The sequence below is a fragment of the Psychrobacter aquimaris genome, from assembly GCF_016107525.1.
GTDB classification, from domain to species: domain Bacteria; phylum Pseudomonadota; class Gammaproteobacteria; order Pseudomonadales; family Moraxellaceae; genus Psychrobacter; species Psychrobacter aquimaris.
Map to the genome: position 1 here is coordinate 273,065 of NZ_JABASR010000003.1, position 14,364 is coordinate 287,428.

At 43.0% G+C, this 14,364-nt stretch carries 11 protein-coding genes; 8 read left to right on the top strand and 3 right to left on the bottom strand.

The window, feature by feature from the left end; translation table 11 throughout:
• The first annotated feature begins 112 nt into the window (after positions 1 to 112).
• From JFC10_RS04510 to JFC10_RS04520, 3 genes are all read left to right on the top strand, one after another.
• Positions 113 to 493: a RidA family protein gene (locus JFC10_RS04510; protein ID WP_198331848.1), complete on the top strand. Its 381-nt coding sequence runs from the start codon at positions 113 to 115 to the stop codon at positions 491 to 493.
• A gap of 232 nt (positions 494 to 725) precedes the next feature.
• Positions 726 to 3,011, top strand: a complete 2,286-nt coding sequence (locus tag JFC10_RS04515; RefSeq protein WP_198331849.1) for a primosomal protein N' — start codon at positions 726 to 728, stop codon at positions 3,009 to 3,011.
• Positions 3,012 to 3,250: 239 nt separating this feature from the next.
• Entirely contained in the window at positions 3,251 to 4,423 is a 1,173-nt protein-coding gene (locus JFC10_RS04520; RefSeq protein ID WP_198331850.1) for a cation diffusion facilitator family transporter, read from the top strand.
• A gap of 245 nt (positions 4,424 to 4,668) precedes the next feature.
• Here the strand turns inward: JFC10_RS04520 and JFC10_RS04525 are convergent, their stop codons facing one another.
• Positions 4,669 to 4,833, bottom strand: coding sequence for a hypothetical protein (locus JFC10_RS04525; protein WP_198331851.1), 165 nt, complete (start codon positions 4,831 to 4,833; stop codon positions 4,669 to 4,671).
• 222 nt (positions 4,834 to 5,055) lie between these two features.
• Between JFC10_RS04525 and JFC10_RS04530 the strand changes: the two genes are divergently transcribed.
• Both JFC10_RS04530 and JFC10_RS04535 read left to right on the top strand, forming a co-directional pair.
• Complete coding sequence (locus tag JFC10_RS04530; RefSeq protein ID WP_198331852.1) at positions 5,056 to 5,760, top strand: hypothetical protein; 705 nt, start codon at positions 5,056 to 5,058, stop codon at positions 5,758 to 5,760.
• A gap of 76 nt (positions 5,761 to 5,836) precedes the next feature.
• Positions 5,837 to 7,723: a monovalent cation:proton antiporter-2 (CPA2) family protein gene (locus JFC10_RS04535; RefSeq protein WP_193012520.1), complete on the top strand. Its 1,887-nt coding sequence runs from the start codon at positions 5,837 to 5,839 to the stop codon at positions 7,721 to 7,723.
• 13 nt (positions 7,724 to 7,736) lie between these two features.
• Here JFC10_RS04535 and JFC10_RS04540 read toward each other — a convergent pair whose 3' ends face one another.
• On the bottom strand, positions 7,737 to 8,666 hold the full coding sequence (locus JFC10_RS04540; RefSeq protein ID WP_198331853.1) for a pilin: 930 nt from the start codon (positions 8,664 to 8,666) through the stop codon (positions 7,737 to 7,739).
• Between the two features lie 300 nt (positions 8,667 to 8,966).
• Between JFC10_RS04540 and trmB the strand changes: the two genes are divergently transcribed.
• From trmB to JFC10_RS04555, 3 genes are all read left to right on the top strand, one after another.
• Positions 8,967 to 9,818, top strand: coding sequence for a tRNA (guanosine(46)-N7)-methyltransferase TrmB (trmB, locus tag JFC10_RS04545; protein ID WP_198331854.1), 852 nt, complete (start codon positions 8,967 to 8,969; stop codon positions 9,816 to 9,818).
• 1,030 nt (positions 9,819 to 10,848) lie between these two features.
• Complete coding sequence (gene recA, locus JFC10_RS04550) at positions 10,849 to 11,907, top strand: recombinase RecA (protein ID WP_193012517.1); 1,059 nt, start codon at positions 10,849 to 10,851, stop codon at positions 11,905 to 11,907.
• Positions 11,908 to 11,964: 57 nt separating this feature from the next.
• A complete protein-coding gene (locus JFC10_RS04555; RefSeq protein ID WP_198331855.1) occupies positions 11,965 to 13,065 on the top strand; it encodes a regulatory protein RecX in 1,101 nt (366 codons plus the stop codon).
• A 104-nt stretch (positions 13,066 to 13,169) separates the two neighbouring features.
• Here the strand turns inward: JFC10_RS04555 and JFC10_RS04560 are convergent.
• Positions 13,170 to 14,364, bottom strand: a 1,195-nt coding sequence (locus tag JFC10_RS04560) for a DASS family sodium-coupled anion symporter (protein ID WP_198331856.1), incomplete at its 5' end; no start/stop codon positions are given.

A 14,364-nucleotide genomic window follows, 5' to 3' on the forward strand; every position in this document is an offset into this window, starting at 1 on the left:
TTTAGCAAATAAACGTAGAGCGTGTCATCATTTGCATGATGAAAACCAAAATGTAAATGATGAATGATACGCCTTTACCTACCAAACCAGAAAAAGACAAAAAGGATATAATATGACTCGTCAAACCATTCAAACTGATAAAGCCCCTGCTGCCGTTGGCACGTATTCGCAAGCCGTCAAAGTCGGTAACACTGTCTATATTTCAGGACAGTTGGGTTTTGACCCTGATACCATGGAGCTAAAAGAAGGCTTTGAAGCACAAGCAAAGCAGGTTTTTGAAAATATCAAAGCCATCTGTGAAGCGGCTGGTGGCAGCTTAAATGACGTGGTTAAATTTAACGTGTCATTAACAGACTTGAATGATTTTGCGACACTAAACGAAGTGTTCGTTGCCAATCTAAGCGAGCCATATCCTGCCCGTGCAGCGGTCCAAGTAGCTGCCCTACCTAAAGGCGGTGTGGTCGAGATTGAGTCAATTTTATATATTGAGTAACTTAAGCCATATCATCATGTAAATGCTAAGGCTTAATACATCAACGTACTTAATTCTCAAACTGTTAAGTCAAAAAGCCATTTCTAAAAAGTAATAATAGCAGTAAGCCCAAATATCACTATTTGGGCTTACTGCTATTATTTTCATCAATATCACGATCTAGATATCTACAAGCTGGTTATCTAACGGCTATTTATTTTAAAACTATTTACCTAAAACTGGGGTGCATGCTATGTTGGTACAAGTTGCTCTACCCGTGCCCCTTTATCGGGTATTTGACTATAGCGTACCAGTAGATATAAACGCCTTATCAAGCCCCTCTTTGCCACATATTGGCTGCCGTGTCGAAGTATCCTTTGGTCGTCAAACTTTAATCGGTATCGTCGTCGCTCATATTCCAGAAGCAAATAGCAGCGTGCCACTCAATAAGCTAAAACCTATCAATAAATGCTTAGATGCTGAACCTATTTTAGAGACCAGTATGCTAAAGCTGGCACACTGGCTGGCGCGTTATTATCACTACCCTCTTGGTGACGTTTTAGCAGTCATGTTGCCAACTCTCGTTCGTCAAGGTAAGCCACTGGATTTACTGATTACCCATTGGCGAATTTTGCCGCAGGTAAGCGACGATGACTTTCGTGCCAATGCCAAAAAACAGAAACAACAATTTGATATGCTTAAGCTGCATGGCGAGCGCGGCGCGAGTGAAGATGTTTTATTGCTAGAGGGGATGGAGAGGAGTTTTTTAAAAGCGCTGGAAGACAAAGGTTTAATCGAGCGCTATATTCAGCCCAAACAATCACCTGCTCCTGTTAAATTAGCAAAATTGCCCCTTGATCTCAATGACGAGCAACAACTCGCCGTTACCGCTATTATTGCGGCTCATGAAGCCAATCGCTACACGGGATTTTTATTAAATGGCATCACTGGCAGTGGCAAGACAGAAGTCTATCTGCAAGCGATGCAAGCCGTATTGGAAGCTGGCAAGCAGGTGTTGATTTTGGTACCAGAGATTGGATTGACACCGCAAACGCGCGCGCGTTTTGCCAGTCGCTTTGCCGCTCACATTGTCCTGCTACATTCAGGTATGAACAATACTCATCGCTTACAAGGCTGGCAAGATTGCCGTACTGGTCACGCTCAAATCATCATCGGCACGCGCTCAGCGGTGCTATATCCTTTTGCAGATTTGGGCTTAATTGTCGTTGATGAAGCGCATGATGGCTCTTATAAGCAGCAAGATACGTTGCGCTATCATGCCGCCGATGTGGCACTTTATCGCGGGCTACAAGCCAATATTCCCGTTGTATTGGGTACTGCTACCCCTTCTCTTGAGCATCTAAAACTGGTCGATGATGGTAAGCTGGTGGAGTGCCTACTACAAACTCGTCCAGGTAATGCGAAGCCTGCAACTATGCAGCTGATTGATGCGCGCCTGCAAAGTACTCATCAACAAACGACGGATGATGGCGCGCGCTATGATACTGGGCTGACCGATGCGCTTATTGGGGCGATACGGCAAACGCTAGAAGCGGGCGATCAAGTATTAATATTTTTAAACCGTCGCGGCTATGCGCCAGTTTTGCTATGCGAAGCTTGCGGTTGGCAGGCAGATTGTCCGCGCTGTGATGCGCATTTAACCGTTCATTATAATAGCCAATCCCAACACAACGCTTATAGTAGCTCCTATTTAAAATGCCACCACTGCGACTGGCAAGCTTATATTCCGACAGTTTGCCCGGACTGTGGCAGTCAAAATTTGGATGCCAAAGGCATGGGAACAACAAGGCTCAGCGAAAACCTGCATGCGATTTTTGCCAATCCACAAACCAGTAAAGTGCTTTATCCCATTATTCAAATCGATCGCGATACGACCAGACGTAAAGACAGCTGGGAGAATATTTATCAACGTATTAATCAAGGCAATCCTGCCATCTTGGTTGGCACACAAATGGTCGCCAAAGGTCATCATTTTCCCAATGTTACGCTCGTCTGCTTGCCCAATGCTGATCGTGGTTTCTTATCCGCTGACTTTCGCTCGCCGGAACATACCGCACAGCTCATGATTCAGGTCGCAGGACGTGCTGGTCGTGGCGATAAATCTGGTCGTGTGCTCATTCAGACGCTGCAACCAGATAATGAGTTACTATTAAAACTGGTAAAAGATGGTTATTTATCCTTTGCTCGCGAGCTATTGCAAGAGCGTAAAATGATGGGTTTACCGCCACACAGTCATGCTGCCCTGATACGCTGTGAAGGCAAAACCCTTACCGCCACGACGCAAGCACTTAAAGATGCGATTGCTATTCTACCAAATGGACATAATTTGGTCGTACTGGGTCCTATCGATGCACCAATGAGCAAAAAGAACAGCCGTTACCACGTACAACTGCTACTTTTAGGCAAAAATCGACAGCAATTACACCATGTATTAAGCCAGTGGTGGCAGCCCGTATTAACTTTGCCCAGTGCCAAGTACCTTAAACTAACTTTGGATATCGACCCTGTCGGTTGGTAGCCTCAGCGTCTTGCATTTATACAGCTCACAGCCTGCTGTTTTCGATAAATAGTATCTGACCTGCATTATTGTACCTCGTCGTTACAGTTTCTAATACCCGACTATGTTAGATTCATAAATGATTGCTTGATGTATCTTGCAAGAATTTATTGTTTAATTTTTATAAAGTCTATTTGCACAAATAATAAACGGATATTCGTTACTTAATCTAAATTAAAGCAAGCTTGAGTATTGTTGTTATGAATCAAAAAAATTCAAACCCTAAACAAGACAATCATTCTCATCAGAGTGATACTGTCAATGTGTCTAATTATCTGTATAAAAATGATGAAAGCAGCTACATTCATGACAATCAAGCCGCTCACAATCACGGTCAGGATAGGCACTTAAAGCAAACAACAGCTCCGCGAGACACTAAAGGTTATCAACGCACCTTACTGTTCAGCTTTATCATTATCACTGGCTATATGTTTATTGAAGCCATCGGTGGCTGGCTGACTGGCAGTTTGGCGCTATTATCTGATGCTGGTCACATGCTCAGTGACGCCGTGGCACTTGGTGCCACTTTGATGGCATTTAAGATTGGTGAAAAAGCAGCTACTCACCAAAAGACGTTTGGCTACAAGCGCTTTGAGATTTTAGTCGCGACAGTCAATGGTGCAACGCTGGTCATTATTGCGCTAATGATTTTTTATGAGGCGATTAAACGTTTCAATTCACCGCCTGAAATTGCTACCCAAGGCATGCTTATCGTGGCCACTATCGGTATGCTAGTCAATATTTTGGTCGCTTGGATGATGCATCGCAGTAGTCGCGATGGAGAGGCGCATGGTCACAGTCACGAAGTCAATAATGGGGAAAATGAGGAAAAAGAACCAGTCAACCTTAATATGCAAAGTGCTTACCTGCATGTATTAAGTGACTTAATGGGTTCAGTTGCCGCTATTGTTGCGGCGCTTTTGATGATGAGCTTTGGCTGGGTTTGGGCAGATGCAGTGGCCTCAGTGATTGTCGCCATACTGATTTTATTTAGTGGTTACCGCGTTGTGCGTGATTCCGTACATATTTTGATGGAAGGCACGCCAGAAGGCATATCTTTGGTGGATGTCGAAGAAAAACTACTTGCCCATCCGCAAGTGCAAAAAGTCCATGATTTGCATATTTGGAGTATTACCAGTGGTCTAAATGCCTTATCTTGTCACGTTGTTGTCGATGGCGAGATGAATATTCATGAATCAAGCATATTGATTGCCAATTTAGAACAAAGCTTGCTCACGCTTGGTATTCATCATGCGACCATACAGGTAGAAAGCGCATCGCACCCGCAGACTGAGGCACATAGCGATGCGCTGGTCTGCGATATCTCAGAACAACAAACAGATAATAACAGTCACATTGGTCACAATCATTAAGCATGAGACATTGAAAATCAGACATTAGACATTGAAAATACTATCCTTCATTTAAATATCCATTTAAACGTCGCCTATGATTGGCGACGTTTTATCAAGTGACGGCAATAATAACGCCGTATGCACCAAATTAGCCAAAGCGCTGTGATTAACCGGATACCTAACCCCAATTCTAAGAACGTCATTCGAATACAAAACTCTCATGCGCCAGTCATGATAGGTGTCAAATAAGCGGGGGCCATATTTTACGCATGCAGCAACCAAAATCCCACTGCTTGCGCCATTCCTGCCACGATCATTCTTAATATTATTTCACCACATACTTTCAAGCAGTCACGCCATTTATCACGGGTAGCGACGGGCGATTGTTCATCAGAAAGGCTCCTAAGCAGTGAGTCTCGATAATTCATTCAATGCTGTCTATTGAGAGGTATATCAACCACTCAAAGTAAGTAACTATAGATAAATGAACAGACTGTGTCTTGAATCAATTTATATCACGCTGGCTTTTTTCATTGTAATAGCTTGTTAAAAATGATGGAAAATTCAGCCGTGCCGCCATATTTTTAATATAAATTCTGTATACTTAGGACTTAAAGACCCTACTCATAACCAATTGATGACCTTTTGCCATGTCGAGACGCTCAGCTCCTTTCGTTGCTCCAAGCTACATTGATGCCCCTATCTCAGCAGAGGGTAAAAAGCATGCCAAAGTATTGCTATCAACACTGCAAGAAGACATTGCCAGCTTTCGAGATGAGCAGTTTCCGCCCGATATTTTGCGTCAAATTCGTGATATGCCAATTTATGAAGGCAATCTAGCCGAAGTCCAAGCATACCAGCAGCGTTGGCAGACATTGCTTGAACGCGCCATGGCGTTTTATCCTGCAGCAAACCTGCCGCCCGATCATCTGCCGCTGCCAGCCAGCCTTGAGATACCGCAATTTATCTATCATGTTCAAAGGCTACATCTGACCAAGACCCGAGCAAAAGAATCTAAAAGCTTTGGTTCAGTCGGCGCACTTACGGATAAGTGTGGCGATTATAGTGCTGATGAAATTGCGCGTATGAGCGCAGTATTTGATAATGATGATGAGGCGCGTTTGGTGGCGCATCGTGAATTCATTGATTTGCGCGCTTATGTATTTTGCCGTGATAGCAAGGGCGAGATGCTGGAGCCTGAACGCGTACGTTTTTATCGGACGGGGCTTATCGTTCATGCGCTGCCCGACTTCAAAATCGTAGACAGTCGCCAGACCCCGCGAAAGCGCCGTAACGATGCTTATAATAACCCACTTGCCGATAATGGTGTGTGGAAGATTTATCGTAAAAAATAACGTATGCTAAGATTTTTTTCTTAATGCCATACCCGTATTGTATTGCTTATTTTATCATGACTGCTAAGGATTCCAGATGTTCGCTGCCGCAACCGGCTCACCAAATTTAATGTTACAAGCTACAATCTTCTTGGGAGCAGCCCTGCTCTTTGTACCCCTTGGCAAACGTTTTGGCATTGCGACGGTCTTAGGTTATCTCATTACAGGATTGATATTGGGGCCCAGTGGACTAGACGTCGCAGGCGACGCTGAGAGCTTGTTACACTTCTCTGAATTTGGCGTGGTCATGCTGCTATTCATTATTGGGCTTGAGCTGCAACCCTCGCGGCTTTGGGCGCTGCGGCGCTCGATATTTGTCCTTGGTGGTTTGCAAGTAGGTCTGACTGGCACACTATTAATGTGGCTGTTACATCAGTTTTTTGCTCTACAACTGGATACTGCTTTTATTGTCGGTTTTGGCCTCGCCCTGTCGTCCACAGCTTTTGTACTACAAATCCTAACGGAGAAACAGCAGCTTTCTAGCACCCACGGTCGTGAAGCGTTTACGATTTTATTATTCCAAGATATTGCCGTTATTCCTTTATTAGCCGTCATTCCTTTCTTGTCAGGGGTGCGCGAACAAAGTTATGATTTGATTTATTTTGGCAAAGTTTTTGCGGTTTTTGCTGGACTGATTTTCGCTAGCCGTTATGTCGTTCGTCCCTTCTTTAAGTTTGTAGCATCTAGTGGTGCATCAGAATTGCTGACCGCCGTTGCGCTATTTATCGTCATGGGCGTGTCTATTTTGATGGGGCAAATTGGTCTATCAATGGCATTGGGTGCTTTTTTGACAGGGGTATTGCTGGCAGATTCTGAGTATCGCCATGAGTTAGAAGCTAGTATTGAACCGTTTAAAGGATTGCTACTAGGCTTGTTTTTTATGTCAGTCGGTATGCTAACCGATGTCAAACTCATTTTGGCAAAACCTATCTTTATCATCGGCTGTGCAATGGCATTGATGGCCATCAAATTCGGTGTCATTACCGCCATTGCAAAGATATCAGGTAATCGCTGGCCAACCAGTATCAGACTGGGTGTGACTCTCGCTCAAGGCGGTGAATTTGCTTTTGTTTTATTCAGTGTCGCTACTGCTCAAAATGTCTTGCGACCCGAGCTTGCCAACACCCTGAACCTTATCGTCACTATCTCCATGGCGCTCACACCGCTCGCATTTTTATTACTTGAGAAAATCGGTGAGCCTTTATTTGCCAAAAGCAAACCCAGCCGAGAATACGATGCCATTCCCGATCATGAACATCAAGTAATTATTGCTGGCTTTGGGCGCGTCGGTCAGATTATCGGTCGTGTACTACGCATGCACAATATTGAGTTTACTGCCATCGAACGCTCAGCGAATCGCGTCGATTTCGTTCGTAAATTTGGTAACCAAGTCTATTATGGCGATCCAAAAAACCCTGAGATATTACGCGCGGCTGGTATCAAAAAAGCCCGTGTGTTTATTTTGGCCATCGATGATTTAGAGCGCTCTATCACCACGGCTCAATACTTACGTAAAAACTATCCAGACTTGATTGTCTTGGCACGGGCACGTGACCGTCAGCATTATTATCGATTACGTGAGGTCGGTGTGCGTCATATTTGGCGTGAGACCTACCTATCGTCCTTGGATATGTCGCGTGAGTCGCTACAACTGCTTGGCATCTCACCAGAAAAAGCGCGCGAGACGGTGCAAACTTTCCGGGACTATGACGATGATTTAATTGAACGTCAGCAAGCGATTTATGATGATGAAGCCAGCATGATTGAATCCGCACAATCAGCCATGGCGGAGCTAGAAAGCTTATTTGATGAAGACATTGATAAAGCCCGTAAAATGGACTTAACGGATTTTTATGACGCACTAAAAAGTAAAGCAACACCTGTTGATAAAAAGGATGACATTACAACTGACTCTAACACTTAAGTATTTATATATTTTAATCAGGCATACAGCTTGCAGGTGCCAGCTTTTTATTTAGCGAACTTATACAGTTCCAATTATCGCTGTCTGGCACATGATAAAAAACCAGTGTCTGCTGATTGAGGTAGCGGATAGGGAACTGAATATTTTGGATGGTCGCAATCACTGCACAATCCGTTTTTACTACGCCAGCGGCTTTGCTATCGATATCAATGCGTATCTGCTGAGTGCCTGTATCAATAGGCAAATTAATTGGACATTGCCCTGTCTGTTGATAAATCAGCGCCACACGATTTTGTGCTGTTTTGGCTGTGTCATACGCATCGAACAGCACTTCATTGGCTTTTGGCTTAGCAATAATTGGCAAAAACTGTACCTTAATTACCATTAAAGCAAAGGCAAAAATACCAAACCCCAATCCTAACCCAAATAAACTGACCCCACCTTCTCGGCGCAGATACGCCTTTTGCGCTGCTTCATCGCGCGGATAATCATTGATAGCATCCGCAATCTCACGCCGCGCCATGCGGTAATAATAAGCATCCGTCCAACGCGCCACCATAAATGACCAAAATAACCAAATGAGCGCGGCAATACCTATGCGTGTCGCCATTTGGTAAGCATCAGGGATAAAAGACATCGCCAAAAATTCAAACGCAACCAATACCAGTGCCACATTGAGCTGGATAAACGACCAGCCTGCCACGCTATAGACAATCGCATCCATATAGCGTTTACGATAGAGGAGCCAAGGAAAGGTTACGAAAAATGCTGCCCAATGCCATTTTGGCGACAGATAACCTTGCGCATCGAACTGCTCAAAACGTTTCAAGTAATAGTGCTGGCTACGATGACCGATGAACCATTTATCGAGTTGTGTACGCTTAGCAGGAGTCAGCTGTTCTTGGTAAAAAGGGGGTGGCGAATCCGTCTCGATAAATAGCATAGTGATGAATCCTATTGACTATGAAGAAAAATTTAAATCCATTACGCATGTTGTATGATAACGCCAAAACCTATGTGCAGAATAGTAAAACAACAGATGAATACCGTTGATTCAATGTAAAAGAGAGTCAAGACAGCCGAATGCAGATCTATATGTGATACGTCATACAAGATCAACACTTTCACTTTTTTATGCTGGATGAACGATAACAATATTAAAAAAGCATTGTCCGTTCACAGCTGTATAGATTTAACTTATAATAAGCGTACATCACCCATTTTATGAAGCCTTGTCAATCCTATGAGTCAACATCCTGATATTAATGATAACATCGATAGTACGAGTACTACCGATGAGCAAGAAACCCTCAGCACCAACTCCGAAAGCCTTACTCATACTGACATTGATGCCAGTGCTAGTAATGATATTGAGCCTGAGGAAAGTAAGCATCTACGTATCGTCAACACCTTTATGAAACGACGTACGCACATGAATAAAAATGCCGAACTGGCACTGACCGCGCCAGAATTTGCTGAGTATCTGGTCAATAACAGTTTCGGTGATGGTGATCTTGATGGTATCGACAATCTACGAACGTTATTCGCTGATAGCCCTAACGGTAGTGAAGCACCGCTTACTTTAGAGATTGGTTTTGGACTGGGTGATTCGTTCATTGAGATGGCAGCAGCCGAACCTAGCCGCAATTTCGTTGGTGTCGAAGTGCACGAGCCAGGTATCGGTAAATGCGCCTATATGGCAGGTACGCAAGCGCTAACCAATGTCAAAATCATCAACGGTGATGCCATTCAATTGCTCAAGCAATTACCAGAAAACCATATTGATCGCATCCAGCTTTACTTCCCTGATCCATGGCAAAAAAAGCGCCATTACAAACGCCGTTTTGTCAGCCCTGAGCGCATGGCAATTGTGACTCGCAGTCTAAAACAAGGCGGCTGGTTCCACACAGCAACCGACTGGGAGCATTATGCTTTTTGGATGGTTGAAGTTTTAGATGGTTTTACTGGCTTAACCAATCAAGCGGGCGCAGGTAACTTTACCAACCGCCCTGACTTTCGTCCAATGACCAAATTTGAGCGCCGAGGCTTAGAGCGTGGACATGGTGTTTGGGATTTAATCTATATTAAAGACTAGATTTAGCTCATTGATCTTTGGTGACTTCTACATAGCGGCTAAATTATTTAGCCGCTTTTTTGTGCTTGCAAATTATCTAATGACAATATTATTTGATTTTTTTTCAGCTACAACCCTTAATAGACAAGCTATAACTATTTTTATTGAAAAAAATAAATTTTTTTTAATACGTGAAACATCGCCATTTTCATAGAATCTGCAAATCGATAACGCTGCAGATAAGAGTAAAAAATATATTGCAGTGTCACACTCACAGGTTACCTATCCACTCAAACATTGATAGTATAAGGGATTCATGAGTTCTCCCCATAAGCTGTGGATAACCCTGTGTATAAGTACGCACTTGACAACAATTTCCCTAGATAGCTCAAAGGATGAGGTAAAATCGTTCAATTTTTATACAATTTAAAAATCATTTAAAATCAGTATCTTACGATGTATTTCATAATACTGTAATATATTTTTAATATATTTTTAAATTAAAACAATCCTCACTGATGTTTCACAAATGCTGAATTTAGACACTTCATTTCTTGTGGACAACTTTTAGTGCTATTGACAAAGGACAGCTTTATCCTATCCAAAATTAGGATGTACTCATCAACTAGATTACACAAGTTATCACATATATACAATGCGACAGTTAGTGTCGTTTAGTATTATCGAACTCTCTATATGGTCCTTGGTTTTTGTTATAATCACCTTATCTAATTAACGGTACTTTAGAAAAACAGTTCATGCTCAACGAGCATAATGTAGCGTATAAATTACACCTGTTGCCATTAATTGCGAACTTAATTTCACTTTTATCATTATTCGATTTTACTGTATAGTAGAGTGATATATCCGATATTACTGTCTATATCATCGATACTCTAACCTATTCACTCTAGCTAGATACTGGACAAACGCTGCCTATTATTTAGATAGCCATCAGCACTATTGAGCCGTTAACCTTCATAGCACGAATATTCTATTTATCATAACAAATTCATAATAGTAACCAATGACTAAAGACAAGGAATCCAGTATGGACGACAATAAAGCCAAAGCCCTTAAAGCAGCACTCGGTCAAATCGAAAAGCAGTTTGGTAAGAACACCATCATGCATTTAGGTGACGATTCAGCTATTATGGATGTCGATGTAGTATCAACAGGCTCGCTGGGTTTGGACATTGCACTTGGCATTGGTGGTCTACCAAAAGGCCGTATCGTTGAGATTTACGGTCCAGAGAGCTCAGGTAAAACAACGATGACTCTACAAGCGATTGCAGAGTGTCAAAAACAGGGCGGCACATGCGCCTTTATCGATGCTGAGCATGCGCTTGACCCTGTCTATGCGCGCAAACTTGGCGTGAATACGGATGATTTATTACTTTCTCAGCCTGATAATGGTGAGCAAGCACTTGAAATCACCGACATGTTGGTACGCTCTGGTGCGATTGATATGATTGTCATTGACTCAGTCGCCGCTCTAACGCCACGTGCAGAGATTGAAGGCGAGATGGGCGACTCTCACATGGGCTTGCAAGCACGTCTGATGAGCCAAGCACTACGCAAAATCACTGGTAATGCCAAACGCTCTAATTGTATGGTAGTGTTTATTAACCAAATCCGTATGAAAATTGGTGTGATGTTTGGTAGTCCTGAGACCACGACTGGTGGTAACGCGCTTAAGTTTTACGCCTCAGTGCGTATGGACATCCGCCGTATCGGTGCGGTCAAAAACGGTGATGAAATCATCGGTAACCAAACCCGTGTCAAAGTCATCAAAAACAAAATGGCACCGCCTTTCCGCCAAGCAGAGTTTGAGATCACTTATGGTGAAGGTACTAACCACTTAGCCGAAGTGATTGACTTGGGTGTTGAGATTGGCGCGGTTGGTAAAGCAGGCTCTTGGTATAGCTATGGCGACGAAAAAATCGGTCAAGGTAAAGCCAACTCTGTGCTGTTCTTAAAAGAAAACCCTGCGATTGCGCAAGAAATCGAAGCTAAAATTCGTGAAGAAAAGCTTGGATCAAAAAAAGAGGCCAAGGCCACAGATGCTGAGAAAGTCAATAAAGAACCAGCTTCTGAAGCTGTACAATAACGGCTTAATTATCAGCCGTTATCAATAATCATGACTTGTTATGAAAATTAAATTGTTATGAACATTAAAACCTTAGCTGAAATACTCGCTGAATCGGATGCCGATACAGCGAGTATTACTAATACTGATTCAAAAAAGCCGTCTAAATCTTTTAAACCGTCTAACCGCTCATATAAAGACCAGTCTAAACAATCGGCTAAAATGCTAAAACGCTCAACCTACTCTCGTAAAGATTATTCATTATCTGACGATGCTGACTTTTCAGTAGAATCCGTTGAGGCTCACTCTTCTACCAATAAAAATTCTGCTAAAACCAAGAAACGCGAAAAGCGTTTTCACCCAGCGGCTAACTTTAGCCCTGAGCCTAGTGACGTGCCTGCTTATCAGCAACCAGAAGCGCAAAGTATCAAAGAGATGCTCGCTGAAGTTAAACAAAATATTGATGGTGAACAAGACGATAGTGCGGCTACTGATAATGCATTGAATAAAGAATCACAGTATATAGCCGATGCCGCCATTACCAACACTTCTACGCATAGCACAGTCGACAGTCAGACGGATAACCTACCCGCTGCTCTTAAAGCCTATTTGCGCACGCCTGAACAACGACAAGCAGAAATAGACGAGGTCAAAGCCGAAAGTCGTTTACGTTGGTTAGCTTTTTATTATTTATCGCGCCGTGAGTATGGCAAGGCTGAGCTCAAGCAAAAGCTCATTGATAAAGAGCAAGCCCCAGATAAAATTGATGCGCTGCTCGATGAGTTTGAAGAAAAAGGCTATCAAAGTGATTATCGCACGACTCTCATGCTCATTCGTGAAAATATCCGTAAAGGTCGGGGTCGCGGGCGTATCAAGCAGGAGTTTTATCGTAAAAAAATAGCCATGCCCAGTAATATCGATGAGTTAATCGATATGGCAAATGCGGAGTCAGAAGAGTTTAGTGAGTTTGTAGATGATAGTGCAGATAATCTAGTAGATGGTGTCGATTGGCTCAAACTGGCAGTCACAGCGCGTACCAAAAAATACGGTGATGACATACCCACTGAACAAAAAGACAAAGCAAAGCAGCTACGGTTTTTGCAATATCGAGGCTTTCAGGGCGATATTTGTTTTGCCGCGCTCAATTATACGCTCGAAACGTTAGATGAGCGCTTTTAACCCATACTCACCTTTTCATAAGAATACTCACCTTTTCATAAGAATACTCACCTTTTCATAAGAATACTCATCTGTACATAAGGCAATATGACTGGGTCGCTCTATTAATAATAGCCGAGCACTTTCCACCAAATTAAACCAGCACCTATCCAAATGACTAAATTGACCACACTCATTATCGCGCCAATACTCCACCACTCTCTTAACGTCACATAGCCAGAGTTAAAAATTACTGGCGCGGTACCTGTTGCATAATGAGTAAGCGTCATCATGATGTTACTCGCTGCAGCCAAGATAAGCGCATATAACATCGGCGGTGCACCCAAGCTTAAACCTACTGCATAAAATGCAGCAAATAGTGCAGTAATGTGAGCCGTGGTACTAGCAAAGAAGTAATGAATATATAAGTATACTAGGGTCAAAATAGTCACAGCCCCTATCCAGCCAAGCCCAGTCGTGCCAATCATCGATTCAATATTGCCAGAAAACCAGCTTATCAGTCCAAGCTTATTAAGATAAGCTGCCATCATAATAAGAGCGCCGAACCAAATGATGGTATCCCATGCTGACTTCTCTTTTAAAATATCGTCCCAAGTCAATACCCCAGTCAATATTAAGGTCGTCAAACCAATAAATGCCGTGGTGGTAGCATCAACGCTATATTGCTCACCTAACATCAATGCAGGAATATTTGCCCACAATAACAGCATCAGAGCAAATACTCCGAGCATGATCTTTTCTTGGCTACTTATTTTCCCCATTTCTGCCAAATTGTCCTTGGCAAAACCTTTTGCATCGGGCGTGACTTTAACGTCAGGTGGATAAATTATGTAAATAACCAATGGCATGACGATTAGACAAAGCATTCCGGGTATAAACATCGCCACTGCCCACGTGGTCCATGACAGCTGTATATCACCGCCTGTGGCTTTATTCACCAAATCTACAACCAAAGGGTTGGGCGCAGTAGCCGTAATAAACATCCCAGAAGTAATGGGATTGGCATGATAGTTCACCATCGCCAAATAGCGACCAATCTTATTTTGCGTGCCTTCCTCGGGTGTCGAGTGAAAGCTTTGCGCGATAGACCTCATAATAGGATGAATAATACCGCCGCCACGCGCCGTATTAGAGGGCGTAATGGGTGCTATCATCAATTCAGCCGCGGTCAAAGAATAAGCCACGCCGATGGTTTTTTTGCCAAAAATGGAAATAAAATAATAGGCAATACGTCGACCCAAACCCGTTTTTATCAAGCCACGCGATATCATGACTGCAATACCAATTAGCCAAATCAAC